This window comes from Streptacidiphilus jeojiensis (genome assembly GCF_042510965.1).
GTDB lineage: Bacteria > Actinomycetota > Actinomycetes > Streptomycetales > Streptomycetaceae > Streptacidiphilus > Streptacidiphilus jeojiensis.
Genome location: NZ_JBEUKS010000010.1, coordinates 340,375 through 355,362, shown reverse-complemented (window position 1 = coordinate 355,362; position 14,988 = coordinate 340,375). Strand labels below are relative to the sequence as shown.

The 14,988-nt window shown below is 70.6% G+C and carries 15 protein-coding genes; 4 read left to right on the top strand and 11 right to left on the bottom strand.

The window, feature by feature from the left end; all coding sequences use genetic code 11:
* Positions 1-36: 36 nt before the first annotated feature.
* Complete coding sequence (locus ABUW04_RS27470) at positions 37-171, bottom strand: hypothetical protein (protein ID WP_269665010.1); 135 nt, start codon at positions 169-171, stop codon at positions 37-39.
* Positions 172-398: 227 nt separating this feature from the next.
* On the opposite strand from ABUW04_RS27470, the gene ABUW04_RS27465 reads away from it, so the two are divergent.
* Entirely contained in the window at positions 399-1,280 is an 882-nt protein-coding gene (locus tag ABUW04_RS27465) for a hypothetical protein (RefSeq protein WP_030255862.1), read from the top strand.
* A 161-nt stretch (positions 1,281-1,441) separates the two neighbouring features.
* A complete protein-coding gene (locus ABUW04_RS27460) occupies positions 1,442-1,660 on the top strand; it encodes a hypothetical protein (RefSeq protein WP_037595657.1) in 219 nt (72 codons plus the stop codon).
* On the opposite strand, the gene ABUW04_RS27455 is transcribed toward ABUW04_RS27460, so the two are convergent.
* Positions 1,661-2,017 carry a metal-sensitive transcriptional regulator gene (locus ABUW04_RS27455; RefSeq protein WP_030255860.1) on the bottom strand — a complete coding sequence of 119 codons (357 nt, stop codon included), beginning with the start codon at positions 2,015-2,017 and terminating at the stop codon, positions 1,661-1,663. It abuts the gene before it with no gap.
* Positions 2,018-2,279: 262 nt separating this feature from the next.
* Between ABUW04_RS27455 and ABUW04_RS27450 the strand changes: the two genes are divergently transcribed.
* Together ABUW04_RS27450 and ABUW04_RS27445 are read left to right on the top strand one after the other, a co-directional pair.
* Positions 2,280-2,900: a DUF47 domain-containing protein gene (locus ABUW04_RS27450; RefSeq protein WP_030255858.1), complete on the top strand. Its 621-nt coding sequence runs from the start codon at positions 2,280-2,282 to the stop codon at positions 2,898-2,900.
* Positions 2,901-3,006: 106 nt separating this feature from the next.
* Positions 3,007-3,996, top strand: coding sequence for an inorganic phosphate transporter (locus ABUW04_RS27445; protein ID WP_380525323.1), 990 nt, complete (start codon positions 3,007-3,009; stop codon positions 3,994-3,996).
* A gap of 205 nt (positions 3,997-4,201) precedes the next feature.
* On the opposite strand, the gene pstB is transcribed toward ABUW04_RS27445, so the two are convergent.
* From pstB to ABUW04_RS27400, 9 genes are all read right to left on the bottom strand, one after another.
* The gene (gene pstB, locus ABUW04_RS27440; protein ID WP_030255854.1) at positions 4,202-4,978 is read right to left on the bottom strand and encodes a phosphate ABC transporter ATP-binding protein PstB; all 777 of its coding nucleotides are present in this window, start codon (positions 4,976-4,978) and stop codon (positions 4,202-4,204) included.
* Positions 4,979-5,049: 71 nt separating this feature from the next.
* Complete coding sequence (gene pstA / locus ABUW04_RS27435) at positions 5,050-6,120, bottom strand: phosphate ABC transporter permease PstA (protein ID WP_030255851.1); 1,071 nt, start codon at positions 6,118-6,120, stop codon at positions 5,050-5,052.
* On the bottom strand, positions 6,120-7,196 hold the full coding sequence (gene pstC / locus ABUW04_RS27430) for a phosphate ABC transporter permease subunit PstC (RefSeq protein WP_084714484.1): 1,077 nt from the start codon (positions 7,194-7,196) through the stop codon (positions 6,120-6,122). The genes pstA and pstC overlap by 1 nt, the downstream gene beginning before the upstream one ends.
* 202 nt (positions 7,197-7,398) lie before the next feature.
* Positions 7,399-8,547 carry a phosphate ABC transporter substrate-binding protein PstS gene (pstS, locus tag ABUW04_RS27425; RefSeq protein WP_030255845.1) on the bottom strand — a complete coding sequence of 383 codons (1,149 nt, stop codon included), beginning with the start codon at positions 8,545-8,547 and terminating at the stop codon, positions 7,399-7,401.
* Between the two features lie 252 nt (positions 8,548-8,799).
* Positions 8,800-9,273, bottom strand: coding sequence for an NUDIX hydrolase (locus ABUW04_RS27420; protein ID WP_051725468.1), 474 nt, complete (start codon positions 9,271-9,273; stop codon positions 8,800-8,802).
* The gene (locus tag ABUW04_RS27415) at positions 9,255-10,388 is read right to left on the bottom strand and encodes a CHAD domain-containing protein (RefSeq protein ID WP_380566951.1); all 1,134 of its coding nucleotides are present in this window, start codon (positions 10,386-10,388) and stop codon (positions 9,255-9,257) included. Before ABUW04_RS27415 ends, ABUW04_RS27420 begins: the two co-directional genes overlap by 19 nt.
* A gap of 64 nt (positions 10,389-10,452) precedes the next feature.
* The gene (locus tag ABUW04_RS27410) at positions 10,453-12,669 is read right to left on the bottom strand and encodes an RNA degradosome polyphosphate kinase (protein WP_380525310.1); all 2,217 of its coding nucleotides are present in this window, start codon (positions 12,667-12,669) and stop codon (positions 10,453-10,455) included.
* A 145-nt stretch (positions 12,670-12,814) separates the two neighbouring features.
* The gene (mshD, locus tag ABUW04_RS27405; RefSeq protein ID WP_380566950.1) at positions 12,815-13,684 is read right to left on the bottom strand and encodes a mycothiol synthase; all 870 of its coding nucleotides are present in this window, start codon (positions 13,682-13,684) and stop codon (positions 12,815-12,817) included.
* A gap of 9 nt (positions 13,685-13,693) precedes the next feature.
* Complete coding sequence (locus tag ABUW04_RS27400; RefSeq protein WP_380566949.1) at positions 13,694-14,920, bottom strand: MFS transporter; 1,227 nt, start codon at positions 14,918-14,920, stop codon at positions 13,694-13,696.
* Positions 14,921-14,988 lie beyond the last annotated feature (68 nt).

Here is a 14,988-nt window from a genome sequence, read left to right as displayed (position 1 = left end):
GAACCGTACCCGCCGGTTCGCCCCGCACTGCGGTACCTACTGCTCCGCCTCGTGTTTCGCGGCGTCCTTGCGGGCCTTGTCCCGTGAGCGCCGGGCCGCGGACACCCAGCCGCAGCTGCAGCGTGCCGTCGCGAAGGAGCCCTTCTCCTTGACGGTCGTGCTGTGGGTCACGGCCGTTGGAGCGGTCCCGGGGATTCCGGGTGCCCCCGGCGGCCCGGGTATCGGGGACGGGGAGTCCGACTGGTCGCTGTGCACACCAGCCACGGTAACCCGGCCCGATCCGGAACCACGTCCCCCGGTGGGCCGTAACCTCCGGCACCTTCCCTCGTTGGTGCTGGGGAGCCCGGATTCGGGTGTTGGAGTTGGTGCAGGTGCTGTACGAGGGATGGGTGTGCTCCGTGGTCAACCGACAGGGCCTTCGCGCCGCAGGCGCCGTATCGGTCGCCGCCGCCATGACCGGCCTGCTGGCCGGGCTGCTGTCGGGCTGCTCCAGTGCGGGCAGCGGCAGCAGCTCCGACGCGGCCGCGGCCGCGGCGAAGGCGGGTTCTTCGGACACCCTCGCCGCAGATCCGCTGACCGCGGTCCGGAACGCCGCCGACATCACCGGCCGCACCGGTTCGGTGCAGGACACCACCACCCTGCAGACCTCCTCGCCCAGCAAGAAGGTCACCCTGCACGGGACCGGCGTGTACGACTACAGCACCCGTCTCGGCCGGATGGAGGTCACCGTCCCGCCCGGCGGCAGCACCACCGGCAAGCTCGTTGAGGTGGTCAGCCCCGGCATCGTCTACATGCAGAACAGCGGGGCCAAGGTCCCGGCGGGCAAGTGGGTGGAGGTCAACGTCCAGCAGCTGGCCGACGGGAACCTGGTGAGCAGCGGGGCGACGGATCCCGCCAGTGCCGCCAACGCCCTGCGCGGGGTGCTGACCGCGAAGCTGGTGGACTCCAGTACGGTCGGCGGCGTCCTGCTCAAGCACTACAAGGGCACCCTGGACCTGGCCAAGGCGTCGGCCGCGACCGGTGGCGGCGCCGGGGCCGGCCTCGCCCTCGGGGCCAGGACGTTCACGGTCAAGCAGGTTCCCTACGAGGTCTGGCTGGACGCGCACGGCCGGATCCACCGGATCACCGAGGACTTCACCTTCAGCCAGGTCGCCGGCTCGACCGCGGCCAAGGACCAGGTCCAGGTGGTGTCGGACTCGGTCTTCTCGGACTTCGGCGTCCCGGTGAAGGTGTCGCTGCCCGCGTCCAAGGACATCTACGGGGCCCAGTCCTCGAAGTGACGTCCCCGAAGTGACGCAGTGGGCTGCTGTGGGCCTGGCGGCTCCGGTAGTGCGGTTGTCCCAAACGGGGGGCAGGGAAATGACCCAGATGTGCCATGCGCGCCCCCAGTGCGCTCCCTACTCTGGTCGGAGGGTCGACTACTCCGTTCCCTGACGAGGAGGTGGTTCGTGTGGCTGCGCACGACCCGGTGGCCCTCGCGGAGATTGAGCTGTACGGCGAGTTGATCATCGCCGCTGCGGCCACCCCGTTCGACCGCCTCTCGCCGGACCGCATCGACCAGGTTCTCCGAGTGGCCGCGAACCGTCCGAACGATCATGCCGACGACGAGCCGGAGCGACAGCTTCCGAGGGTTCCCGCCCAGCGCGAGGGCCTCGCCTAGTCAGCTCCGCAGCAGGCGGGCGATGGCCGCCGTGGCCTCGGCGACCTTGTCGTCGCCCTCGGGCTCACCGCTGTCGACCGCTTCTGCGACACAGTGCCGCAGGTGGTCCTCCAGCAGGCTCAGCGCGAAGGACTGGAGCGCCTTGGTACTGGCCGACACCTGGGTCAGGATGTCGATGCAGTAGACGTCCTCCTCCACCATGCGCTGAAGCCCCCGGATCTGACCCTCGATCCGGCGCAGCCGCTTGATGTGCGCGTCCCGTTTGGGACTGTATCCGTGCGGACCGTGCGGGGACTCCGGGGACGGCGCCGCTTCGCCGACCGCCTCCGCTACTGCTGCCGCTGTGTTTTCCGCCACCCCTCCATCGTATGGCGTGCGGGTGGGGACGGGGCATTCGTGAAGACGCTGTGAACGCGGCGGCATCGGGGGGAAGCTTTCCGGCCGACCATCCGTCACACTGATGGTGCACAGCCCCTGCGCGGCATCCTGCTGTTCTGTAGGCGAGGATGAATCCAGGCACGGGTGCCGGCGCTGCCACCCCAGTGGACCCCAGTGGAAAGGCGGAGCCCACGCAGCGCCTAGCATCGCATCGACCGCACCCTGTACTTCGGAGACCTCTGTGCGTATTCGTCTGACCCCCCGGGAGACGAGCTTCTATGACATGTTCGCCGCATCGGCGGACAACCTTGTCACGGGCTCGAAGCTCCTGCTGGAACTGCTCGGCGCGGACGTCTCAGCGCGGCCGGAACTCGCCGAACGGATGCGCGCCGCAGAACACGCGGGCGACGACACCACGCATGCGATCTTCCACCAGTTGAACTCCTCCTTCATCACCCCGTTCGACCGGGAGGACATCTACAACCTGGCGTCGTCGCTGGACGACATCATGGACTTCATGGAGGAGGCGGTCGACCTGGTCGTCCTCTATGAGATCGAGGCCCTGCCCAAGGGCGTCGAGCAGCAGATCGAGGTGCTGGCCCGGGCCGCCGACCTGACGGCCGCGGCCATGCCCAACCTGCGCACCATGGACAACCTCGCGGAGTACTGGATCGAGGTCAACCGGCTGGAGAACCAGGCCGACCAGATCCACCGCAAGCTGCTCGCCCATCTCTTCGGCGGCAGCTACGAGGCCATCGAGGTGCTGAAGCTGAAGCAGATCGTGGACGTCCTCGAAGAGGCCGCCGACGCGTTCGAACATGTGGCGAACACGGTGGAGACCATCGCCGTCAAGGAGTCCTGAGCCCGTTGCTCCAGCTTTTCGGGGAGCGACCCCCCGAACCCCCACGAAACCCCACGTCGGCCAGCGTCCCCTGCGCCCAGATTCTGCCTGGAGAAGCTGAGTGAACATGCTCGGACTGATCCTTGTCGTGGGCGTGGCGTTCGGCTTCGCCTACACCAACGGATTCCACGACTCCGCCAATGCGATCGCGACCTCGGTGTCGACCAGGGCACTGACGCCCCGGGTCGCGCTGATGATGGCCGCGGTGATGAACCTGGCCGGCGCCTTCCTCGGGGTCGGTGTCGCACAGACCGTCAGCAAGGGGATCATCGAGACGCCGCACGGCACCAAGGGGATGGTGATCCTCTGGGCGGCGCTGATCGGTGCCATCACCTGGAACCTGATCACCTGGTACTTCGGCCTGCCGTCCTCCTCCACCCATGCGCTGTTCGGCGGGATGGTGGGCGCGGCGATCGTCGGTGGCACCGACGTCTACTGGTCCGGGGTGTGGGAGAAGGTGATCATCCCGATGATCACCTCACCGGTGGTCGGCCTGATCCTCGGCTTCCTGGTGATGCTCGCCATCATGTGGATCTTCCGTCGGGCCAACCCGCACCGGGCCAAGCGCAACTTCCGGATGGCGCAGACCGTCTCGGCGGCGGCGATGGCGCTGGGCCACGGGCTCCAGGACTCGCAGAAGACCATGGGCATCGTGGTGATGGCGCTGACCATCTCCAACCACTACTCCGGCACCGACATCCCGATCTGGGTGAAGGCCAGCACCGCGCTGGCGCTGTCGCTGGGAACCTGGGCCGGCGGCTGGCGCATCATGCGCACGCTGGGCCGGAAGATCATCGAGCTGGACCCCCCGCAGGGGTTCGCCGCGGAGTCGGTCGGCGCGACGATCCTGTACGTCACGGCCTACGCCTACAAGGTGCCGGTCTCCACGACCCACATCATCACCTCGGCGATCATGGGTGTCGGCGCGACCAAGCGGGTGCGGGCCGTTCGCTGGGGCGTGGCGAAGAACATCGTGATCGGGTGGTTCCTGACGATGCCGGCTGCGGGGATCGTTGCCGCGGTGGTGTTCTGGATCAGCTGGGCGATTATCGGCTGACCGTTCGTCGGGGTTGCTGTTCGCGCAGTTCCCCGCGCCCCTATAGATGTGGTGAAGGGCCCGCTCACAGGTGAGCGGGCCCTTCCAGTACTCCGTGGCGGCACCGCCTAGCAGCGCCACGGAGTAGTACACGCGCGCAGAGATCCGCCAGGCACCTCTTTTAGGGGCGCGGGGAACTGCGCGAACAGCAACCCCGAACGACGGGTCAGCCGAACCGCCCCGAGATGTAGTCCTCGGTGGCCTGGACCGACGGGTTGGAGAAGATCTTCTCCGTGGCGTCGATCTCGATCAGCCGACCCGGCTGACCCACCGCCGAGAGGTTGAAGAACGCGGTGCGGTCGCTCACCCGCGCGGCCTGCTGCATGTTGTGGGTCACGATGACGATGGTGAACTGCTCCTTGAGCTCCCCGATCAGGTCCTCGATGGCGAGGGTGGAGATCGGGTCCAGGGCGGAGCAGGGCTCGTCCATCAGCAGGACCTGGGGCTCGACCGCGATGGCGCGGGCGATGCAGAGGCGCTGCTGCTGGCCGCCGGAGAGGCCGGCGCCGGGGCGGTCGAGGCGGTCCTTGACCTCGTTCCAGAGGTTGGCGCCCTTGAGCGAGCGCTCCACCGCCTCGTCGACCATCTTCTTGTTGCGCACCCCGTTGAGCTTGAGGCCCGCCGCCACGTTCTCCTTGATGGACATGGTGGGGAAGGGGTTGGGGCGCTGGAAGACCATGCCGACGGTACGGCGCACGGCGACCGGGTCGATCCCGTTGCCGTACAGGTCCTCGTTGTCGAGCATGACCTTGCCCTCGACCCTCGCCCCGGGCACGACCTCGTGCATCCGGTTCAGGGTCCGCAGGAAGGTGGACTTGCCGCAGCCGGACGGGCCGATGAAGGCTGTCACGGAGCGGGGTTCGACGGTCATGGAGATGTCCTCGACCGCTCGGAAGTTGCCGTAGTAGGCGTTCAGCCCGCTGACGTCGATGCGCTTGGCCATGATGTGTGGTGTCCGTTCGATGAGTCTGGGGTGTCCTGCGACATGATCAAGACGCGACCAGCCGACGCGCGTCAGCGCGAAGCCTTCGGGGCCTTCCAGCGGGCGATCCCGCGGGCGACCAGGTTGAGCAGCATGACCAGCGCGATCAGCACCAGCGCACCGCCCCAGGCCCGCGCCTCGGAGGCGTCGGTCCCGGCGGAGTACTGCTGGTACACATACAGCGGCAGTGAGGACTGCGGGTCCTTGAAGGGATTGGTGTTGATCACATCAGTGCCGAAGACCAGCATCAGGATGGGTGCGGTCTCGCCGATGATGCGGGCGATGGCCAGCATCACGCCGGTGGTGATCCCGCCGATGGCGGTGGGGAGCACGACCCGGAGGATGGTCAGCCACTTGGGCACGCCCAGCGCGAGACTGGCCTCGCGCAGCTCGTTGGGGACGAGCTTGAGCATCTCCTCGGTGGAGCGGACCACGACCGGCAGCATCAGGATCATCAGCGCCAGGCTGCCGGCGAAGCCGGTGTACTGCTGGTCGAGGATCACGATCCAGAAGGTCAGGATGAACAGGCCCGCGACGATCGAGGGGACACCGGTCATCACGTCGACGAAGAAGCTCACGGCCTTGGCCAGCGGGCCGCCGGTGCCGTACTCGACCAGGTAGACCGCGGTCAGGATGCCGAGCGGGGCGGCGACCAGGGTGGCGATGCCGACCTGCTCCAGGGTGGCGATGAGCGCGTGGTAGAGCCCGCCGCCGACCTGGTTGGGCGAGATCAGGTTCATCGAGTGGGTCAGGAAGGTGCCGTTGATGACCCCGGCGCCCTTGGAGATGGTGTAGTACAGCAGGCCGAACAGCGGCAGCAGGGCGAGCAGGAAGGCCACCCAGACCAGACTGCTGACCAGGCCGTTCTTCGCCTGGCGCGGACCCTCGACCTGACGGGCCAGCAGGTACTGGCCGACCACGAAGAAGATCGCGGCCATCAGGCCCCACTGGAGCTTGCTGGTGATGTCGAGGCCCAGGCCCAGGCCGACCGCCAGGGCGACGGCGACCACGATGGTCGCGGCCGGGGCCCAGCGGGGGAGCCGGCGCTCCTTCAGCGAACCGTTCAGCGGGGAGCGGCGCGGGGAGGTGGTGATGGTGCTCATCAGGCGTTCGCCCCCGAGTATTCCTTGCGACGGGCGATGATCAGGCGAGCACCACCGTTGACCAGCAGCGTGATGAGGAACAGGACCAGGCCGGAGGCGATCAGCGCGTCACGGCCGACACCCTGCGACTCGCCGAACTGGGTGGCGATGTTCTGGGCGATGGTGCTGCCGCCCGGGTCGGTGAGGTGGAAGCTGAGCAGCAGGCTGGGGGAGAGCACGGTGGCCACGGCCATGGTCTCGCCGAGGGCGCGGCCGAGGCCCAGCATCGAGGCGCTGATGATGCCGGAGCGGGCGAACGGGAGCACCGAGGTGCGGATGACCTCCCAGCGGGTGGCGCCGAGCGCCAGTGCCGCCTCCTCGTACATCCGGGGCACCTGCAGGAAGATCTCGCGGCTGACCGCGGTGATGATCGGCAGGATCATGATGGCCAGCAGCACGCCCACGCTGAACAGGCTGCGCGGCTGGGCGCCGGGCTGGGACTGGCCGAAGATGTAGGTCCAGCCGAAGTACTGGTTCAGCCAGGCGTTGACCCCGAGCATGTGCGGCACCAGGAACAACGCGCCCCAGAGGCCGTAGACGATGCTGGGGACGGCGGCGAGCAGGTCGATCACGTAGCCGAGGGCCTGTGCCATCCGGCGCGGTGCGTAGTGCGAGATGAACAGGGCCACCCCGATCGCCACCGGCACGGCGATGATCATGGCGATGACGGCGCTGACGACGGTGCCGAAGGCCAGTACCGCGATCCCGAAGGAGAGCGGGGCCCCTTCCTGGGTGTTCCACTCGAAGGTGGTGAGGAAGTTGCCCTGGTCGTGGCTGATCGCGTTGACGGAGCGGATGGTGAGGAAGACCGCGATGGCGGCCATCACCACCAGCAGCACGATGCCGGAGCCGCGCGAGGAGCCGGCGAAGAGCCGGTCGCCTATGCGGACCTTGCCCCTGCCCCGCTGGGGGCCGGCCAGGGCGGGAACGGTTGCGGACGTGCCGGAACCCCGCCGCGGCCCCTTGGGGCTGTCGACGAGGAGGTCATCCTTGGAGGGTGGCACGTCCTGCGGAGGTGCCGTGTCGGGTGTGTCCATGACTTCTCCGGTCTGGGTGGCGGCGTCGTGGGGACGTCGCCTGGCGGCGGTGCACCGGACTGACGGTCGGTCGGAACTGCGGATGCGGTGGAACGGGTGGTGCAGATTCGGGTGGTGCCCGGTGGCGCCGGCCGGTCCTGTCTCCCCCCCAGGGACAGGACCGGCCGGCACCGGCTGTGGTGCTGCGTCCTACCGGGTGGGACTAGGAGAGCGCGGCGATCTCGGCGGCGACCTTGGCCTGGAGCGCGGCCGGCAGCGGGAAGTAGCCGAGCGAGCCGATCGAGCTCTGGCCGGCGGCGCTGACGGTGTAGTTCAGGAAGGCCTTCAGGGCCGGCAGGGTGGCGGCCTTGTTGCCCTTGTCGCAGACGATCTCGTAGGTCAGCAGGGTGATCGGGTAGGCACCCTCGGCCTTGGTGGCGTAGTTGAGCTTCTGCGCCAGGTCCGCGCCGGTGCCGACGGTGGTGGCGTCCGCGACCGCCGCGGAGGCGTTGGCGGCGGTGGCCTCGACCGGGGCGGAGGCGCCGGTCGCGATCTTCGCGGTGCTGATGTTGCCCGCGGTGGCGTAGGAGAGCTCGAAGTACGAGATCGCGCCCTTGACCGACTTCACCTGGGCGGCGAGGCCCGAGGAACCGGTGGCGGACTGGCCCGACTTGGCCGGCCACAGCTTGTTGGCCGTGTAGGGGAAGTCGGAGGCCGCGGTGGCCGCCAGGTAGGCGGTGAAGTTGGCGGTGGTGCCCGAGCCGTCCGAGCGGTGGAAGGTCTGGATCGCCAGGTTCGGCAGCGTGGCGGTGGGGTTGAGCGCCTTGATGGCCGCGTCGTTCCAGTTGGTGATCTTGCCGTTGAAGATCTTCGCCAGGGTGGGGGCGTCCAGGATCAGGCCGGTCACGCCGGGGACGTTGTAGCCGATCGCGATGGGGCCACCGACCATGGGCAGGTCGATCGCGGTGCCGCCGGGGCAGGCGCTCGCGGCGGCGGCGACGTCGGCCGGCTTCAGGGCGGCGTCGGAGCCGGCGAAGGCGACCTTGCCGGACTCGAAGCTGGTGATACCGGCGCCGGAGCCGTTGGCGTTGTAGTTGACGGTCACGCCGGGGCACTTGGCCTGGAAGTCCTTGACCCACTGGGTCACGGCGTTGGCCTGGGCGGTGGAACCGGCGCCCAGCAGCTGGCCGCTGCCGCAGTCGGAGGCGGCCGCGCTGCTGGAGCCCGCGGCGGCGGTGGTGGCAGCGGCGCTGGTGTTGCTGCTGCTGGCGTTGTTGTTGTCGGAGCCGCACGCCGCGAGCGTCAGCGAGCTGACGACCGCCACGGCGCCGATGGCGAGGGCCTTGGTGCGGCCGTTCCGCTGGAGCTTCACTTGGTGTCCCTTTCTGGGGGCCGCAGGCCGGGACCACCGTTTCGGTTGGCTCTGACCTGGGGCTTCGCTGATGTCCGGGGCCTGACGACCTCCGATAACCAGGACGTTAAGCCGGTGAGGTGAAGCGCCAGGCCAGCCCAAATGAACGGAAGGTGAACCTCGGACGGACGCCGGGATACGCAGTGCGGTAGTAACGGTTTCGCCACGGTGACAGCACGACCGGATAAACCTGACGGTTTTTCAGGGACGGCGTCAGAACTGCTCGCCGAGCAGCTCCTCCAGCAGCGCGTCGACCAGTTCGCGGTCGTGCTCGTAGCTCAGCCGCTTGCGCGCCTCGGCGGCCGGCAGCCAGACCAGCCGGTCCACCTCGCGGTTGGGCGCGAAGGCCCCGCTGACCCGGACCGCGGCCCAGTAGCGCACCCGCTTGGGCCTGCCCCTGACGGTGTAGTGCCGGGTCGGCAGCCGGAAGCACAGCCGCACCCGCAGGCCGGTCTCCTCCAGCGCCTCCCGCCGGGCGGCGTCCTTGGAGCGCTCCCCGGGCTCCAGCTTGCCCTTGGGGAAGGTCCAGTCGAACCGCTTGGGCCGGTGCACCAGCGCCAGCTCCGGCTCCTCGGCCGACCCCTTCCCCGGCTGCCACAGCACCACTCCGGCGGCCCGGATCGGCTGCTGCTTGACGAGAAGGACCCGGTCGGGCGAGCGGTCGGAGTTCAGCGAGTGGTCAGCCATGCGTCGGTCAGCCATCCGGAGCGGTAGAGGTCGGGCCAGGTCGTGCCGAAGGCGTGGCGCGTGGCTTCCACCTCCAGGCGTTGATCAGCATGGACCACGCCGAGGACGTAGCCGGTGGCGGGGGTTATCCGGGGCGTCAGCGCGGCCAGGGCGGCGGCCTCGGCGGCCTCGGCGGCGTCGCGGTGCCGGCCGAGGATCCGGCCCAGCTCGGTGAGGGCCGCCAGCGGGGGGCCGGCCTGCCGGCCGAGCAGCGGTGCGCACAGCTCCAGCGCGTAGCGGGTGCGCTGCACCATGTCGTGCACCTGGCGCCAGGGCTGGTCGTCGCCGGGTTCGTGCAGGCAGTCCCCGTTGTAGGCGACGGCCGCGCGTTCCAGCGGCAGCGCCTCGGCGGCCGCGGTCAGCGCGGCGGCCTCGGCGGCGGCGCAGGAGAGCAGTTCACCGGCCGGGGCGTCGCCGCCGCCGGCCCGCAGCGGCAGGTCGGAGACCAGCAGCGTCATCCGGTCGGCCAGCGCGTGGAAGCGCGCCGAGCCCAGCTCCTGCAGGGCGGCGGTGTGGGCCCGGGAGCGGCCCAGGGTGAGCTGGCGCTCCAGCAGCGCCCGGGCCTTGGGCGCGCCGGGGTGCCGGGCCAGCAGGCCCTCGGCCTCGCGCGGACGCGGGACCGGCCCGGCGGTGGCGGCGCCGGCGGGCGGCTGACCGGCCGGGAGCTGACCGGCCGGCAGCTGGGCGGCGCTGGCGGCGGGGTCCGTGCTGGTGAGCGAGTCCAGGCCGGCCAGCAGCCGGCTCAGCCTGCGGCCGTAGGCCCGTTCCTGGCCGAGGACGGCCCCGAGCCGGGACAGCTCCTCCCGCATCTCCCGTGCCCAGGCCGGGTCCAGCAGCGACTCGAAGGTGTGCAGCGCCGCGCCGACCCGGCGCAGCGTGTGCAGGTCCACCGAGGGCAGACCGCGCAGGAAGTCCCCGGCCTGTGTCGCGAGGTGCACCGAGAGGAGCTCGGCGGCGGAGCCGTCGTCCAGCAGCGCCGAGACCCGGCCCGGTGGGCTGCCCGGATGCGGCCGACTCTGGTGCGTCACCCTCTTGGCAGCCGACGGGGCCTCTGCGGCCGGGGTTGCGTCGGTCATGGTGCGTAAGTCCCCGTCGTCGTCGTTGCGGTCCCCGGGCGGCCCTTCGGGGCGCCCCGGTGTGTCAGGCGGTCGAGCCACTCTGGCCCCAGCCACCGGTACTGCGCTTGCGCCGCCGCGAGTCGATCAGCAGCTCCTGGACGTTGCGCAGGGGTCTGCCCTCGGCGTCGTGGGAGTGCCTGGTCCAGGTGCCGTCGGCGCCCAGGTGCCAGGACGAGGTGTCGTCGGCGGTGCCCAGGTCCAGCAGCCCGGCGAGCTCGCTGCGGTGGCCCGGGTCGGTGACCCGCAGCAGCGCCTCGATCCGGCGGTCCAGGTTGCGGTGCATCATGTCGGCGCTGCCGATCCACACCTCGGGGTCGCCGCCGTTGCCGAAGACGAACACCCGGGAGTGCTCCAGGAACCGGCCGAGGATGCTGCGGACCCGGATGTTGTCCGAGAGTCCGGGCACTCCGGGCCGGATCGCGCAGATCCCGCGCACCCACACGTCGACCGGTACGCCGGCCTGCGAGGCGCGGTAGAGGGCGTCGATGACGGCCTCGTCCACGATGGAGTTGACCTTGATCTGGATCCGGGCCGGACGGCCGGCCCGGTGGTGGGTGATCTCGTCGTGGATCCGCTGGACCAGGCCCTGCCGCAGCGAGCGCGGGGCGACCAGCAGCCGCCGGTAGGACTCCCGCCGGGAGTAGCCGGAGAGCCGGTTGAACAGGTCCGAGAGGTCCGCGCCGACCTGCTGGTCGGCGGTGAGCACGCCCAGGTCCTCGTACATGCGGGCGGTCTTGGGGTGGTAGTTCCCGGTGCCGACGTGCGCGTAGCGGCGCAGCGTGTCGCCCTCCTGACGGACCACCAGCGACAGCTTGCTGTGCGTCTTCAGCCCGATCAGGCCGTAGACCACGTGGCAGCCGGCCTCCTCCAGCTTGCGGGCCCACTTGATGTTGGCCTGCTCGTCGAAGCGGGCCTTGATCTCGACCAGGACCAGCACCTGCTTGCCGGACTCGGCGGCGTCGATCAGGGCGTCCACGATCGGGGAGTCGCCGGAGGTCCGGTACAGGGTCTGCTTGATGGCCAGCACGTCGGGGTCGTTGGCGGCCTGCTCCAGGAAGGCCTGCACCGAGGTGGAGAAGCTGTCGTACGGGTGGTGCAGCAGCACGTCGCGCTCGCGCACGGCGGCGAAGATGTCCGGCTGGGAGGCCGATTCGACGTCGGACAGGCCGCGCGCGGTGCTCGCGATGAACGCCGGGTACTTCAGCTCGGGCCGGTCCAGACCGGCGATGGCGAACAGGCCGGTCAGGTCCAGCGGCCCGGGCAGCGGGTACACCTCGGACTCGGAGATGTTCAGCTCGCGGACCAGCAGGTCGAGGACGTAGGGGTCGATGGACTCCTCGACCTCCAGCCGCACCGGCGGCCCGAAGCGGCGCCGCATCAGCTCCTTCTCCAGGGCCTTGAGGATGTTCTCGGTGTCGTCCTCCTCGACCTCGAGGTCCTCGTTGCGGGTCACCCGGAAGGCGTGGTGCTCCAGTACCTCCATGCCCGGGAAGAGCTCCTCCAGGTAGGCGCCCATCACGTCCTCCAGCGGGACGTAGCGCTGCGGCGAGGCCTCCAGGAAGCGGTGCAGCGACTGCGGGACCTTGACCCTGGCGAAGTGCTTGTGGCCGCTGATCGGGTTGCGCACCACCACGGCCAGGTTGAGCGACAGGCCGGAGATGTAGGGGAACGGGTGCGCCGGGTCGACCGCGAGCGGGGTGAGCACCGGGAAGATCTGCTGCCGGAACAGGACCAGCAGCCGGCCCTGCTCCTTGTCGGTCAGATCGCTCCAGCGCACCAGTTCGATGCCCTCGGCGGCCAGCTCGGGCAGCAGGTCCTGCTGGAAGCAGGCGGCGTGCCGGGCCATCAGCTCCCGGGACCGGCCCCATATCTTCTCCAGCACCTCGCGCGGCTGGAGCCCTGCGGCCGAACGGGTGGCGACGCCGGTGGCGATCCGGCGCTTCAGGCCGGCGACGCGGACCATGAAGAACTCGTCCAGGTTGCTGCCGAAGATCGCCAGGAACTTGACCCGTTCCAGCAGCGGGGTCTCCGGGTCCTCGGCGAGCTCCAGCACCCGCTCGTTGAACGCCAGCCAGCTGCGCTCCCGGTCCAGGAAGCGGTTGGCGGGCAGTTCCTCCTCGAACTCGGCGAACTCGGCGAGCTCCCGGCTGTCCGGGAGCAGCGTCGGGACGCCGTTGGCGGACACGGCGGTGGTCGCAGGGGTGGTGGCCGGTGTGGCGGCAGGTCGGGCGGCGGTCATGGTGGGCAGCTCCTCCTGCAGGGTGTCCGGCATCGTCGTTGCCCCTGCGGCTTGCATTTCGTGATCTTTGCAACGGCGTCTGAACTGGAAGTGAATAGCGGGTGGCCTACAGGAAAGCTGACGCGGACGCCTCAGCGCGGGCCACTCAGTCGCTGCTCAGCCGGTACATCAGGTCCACCTCGTACACCGTGAAGCCCAGTTTCTCGTATACCCGCACGGCGGCCGGGTTATCGGCGTCCACGTAGAGCAGCACCGTGCCGAGGCCCCGGTCCCGGCCCAGGTAGCGCAGCCCGACCGAGGTCAGCGCCCTGCCGAGGCCGTTGCCCTGCTCGGAAGGACTGACCCCGACGACATAGACCTCTCCCATGTCCCCCTCCACCTTGGTCCAGTGGAAGCCGACCAGCTCGTCGCCGCGGGTGGCCAGGAAGAACCCGGCCGGGTCGAACCAGGGCTCGGCGAGCCGTTCGGCCAGGTCCTGCTCGGTCCAGCCGCCCTGCTCGGGGTGGTGGGCGAAGGCGGCGGCGTTGAGCGCCAGCCAGGCCCCGTCGTCCTGGCCCGGACGGAAGCTGCGCAGTTCGACGCCCTCGGGGAGGGTGATCTCCAGGTCCTCCACCGGGAGCGGGCGGCGCATCTGCCGCAGCTCCCGCACCAGCTCGAAGCCCAGCTCCTCGGCCAGCCGCCGGGCCCCGGGGTGGCCGCCGTGCGCCCAGGCCGTGGTGGCACCGGCCGCGACGGCGGCCTGCGCCAGCGCCCGTCCGTGGCCCCGGCGGCGCCGGGCCGGGGCCACCGCCAGCTCGGCCGTGCCGGAGCCGTCCACCTGGGCGTAGCCGACCAGCTCGCCGTCGTCGTCCCGCTGCAGCAGGTGCCGCACCCCGGGCCTGGGGTTCCGCAGCGCCAGCCGCCCCTGCTCCGAGACGGCCGTCCGGCCGTCGCTCCGCTCCGCCGTCGCCAGCAGCAGCTGTATCGCCGCCAGCTCCGACCCGTCCACCGTCTCGACCACCTGAACCGCGTCCATCCTGCGACTCTAGGCCGCTCCGTCCACCGCCCGCACCGGCACCACCGCGATGGCGGCCACTCCGCAGACGGCCGCGCAGGCGAAGGCGGTGCCGTAGCCGGAGGCGCTGATCAGCGCGCCGACCACCGGCGGGGCCAGCGAGGCGGTCAGGTTCTGGCCGATGTTCTGCACGCCCAGGGCCCGGCCGGCCCAGCGGGGCCCGGCCAGCTCGGCCACCGAGGTGAACGACAGCCCGTTGGTGCTGGCGGAGAGCCCGCAGAGCAGGACCAGCAGCACCACCGACGCCGCTGAGGGCCACCACTGCGCGCAGGCGGCCAGCAGCAGCGAGGCGGCGCCCACCGCGCCTGCCAGCGCCCGCATCGGCCGCAGCCGGCTGCCGACCGCGTCGGACCAGCGGCCGGCGCCGATCCGGCAGCAGGCGGCCAGGGCCTGCCCGCAGGCCATCAGCTGGCCGGCCGCGACCGGCGACCAGTGCCGGACGTCGGTCAGGAAGACCAGCCCGAAGGCGCCCACGGTGAACTGCGGCCACACCATCAGCGCGCTGGCCCCGTGGATCCGCCACAGCGTCCGCGAGCCCCGGTACGGCAAGGCCGGACGGGCGCCGCCGGGGGCGGTCCGCGGCGGCCGGGGAGGGTCCACCACAAGCAGCGCCACCAGCACGGTCATCACCGCGCTCAGCAGGGTCACGAACAGCAGCGCGCCGCGCAGCCCGTACGCCGCCGCCAGCGGGGGCATCGACACCGCCGCCACCAGCATCCCCAGCGGGGTGGAGGTCTGCCTGATGCCCATCGCCAGTCCGCGCTGCTCCGGCGGGAACCAGCCCAGCACGACCCGTCCGCTGGCCGCCGACACCGAGGCCCCGGCCGCGCCCGCCAGCGCGAACATCAGGCCCAGCAGCACCAGGCCGTGGACCAGCAGGGCCGCGGTCAGCGCCAGCGTCGCCAGCCCCAGGCCGGACGCCAGCACCACCCGCTCGCCGTAGCGGTCGGCGGCGGCGCCCCACGCGTACAGGGCCAGCAGCAGTCCGACGGTCGGGCAGGCCACCAGCAGTCCGGCCTGCGAGAGGCTCAACCGCTCGCTGCCACGCAGCACCGGGATCAGGTAGGGAAGCCCGTAGACGAAGGCGAACGAGCTGGTCTGCGCGGCGGTGCCGAGCGCCAGCATCAGCCAGCGCCGGCTGCCGCCCCCGGCCGTCGCTGCCGTCCCGGTACCGGCCTTCGTGTCGGTGATCCCCATGGCTCTGCCTCCCCGCAGTCGCTTCTGCCTGCGGGGCCATCATGGCGGACCATCCAGTTGTTGGGACA

Excerpts from the sequence above, each read along its gene's own strand:
- ABUW04_RS27445 (WP_380525323.1), top strand. The coding sequence starts at position 3,007 with ATGCTCGGACTGATCCTTGTCGTGGGCGTGGCGTTCGGCTTCGCCTAC.
- pstB (WP_030255854.1), bottom strand. The coding sequence starts at position 4,978 with ATGGCCAAGCGCATCGACGTCAGCGGGCTGAACGCCTACTACGGCAAC.
- pstA (WP_030255851.1), bottom strand. The coding sequence starts at position 6,120 with ATGAGCACCATCACCACCTCCCCGCGCCGCTCCCCGCTGAACGGTTCG.
- pstC (WP_084714484.1), bottom strand. The coding sequence starts at position 7,196 with ATGGACACACCCGACACGGCACCTCCGCAGGACGTGCCACCCTCCAAG.
- ABUW04_RS27420 (WP_051725468.1), bottom strand. The coding sequence starts at position 9,273 with ATGGCTGACCACTCGCTGAACTCCGACCGCTCGCCCGACCGGGTCCTT.
- ABUW04_RS27415 (WP_380566951.1), bottom strand. The coding sequence starts at position 10,388 with ATGACCGACGCAACCCCGGCCGCAGAGGCCCCGTCGGCTGCCAAGAGG.
- ABUW04_RS27410 (WP_380525310.1), bottom strand. The coding sequence starts at position 12,669 with ATGACCGCCGCCCGACCTGCCGCCACACCGGCCACCACCCCTGCGACC.
- mshD (WP_380566950.1), bottom strand. The coding sequence starts at position 13,684 with ATGGACGCGGTTCAGGTGGTCGAGACGGTGGACGGGTCGGAGCTGGCG.
- ABUW04_RS27400 (WP_380566949.1), bottom strand. The coding sequence starts at position 14,920 with ATGGGGATCACCGACACGAAGGCCGGTACCGGGACGGCAGCGACGGCC.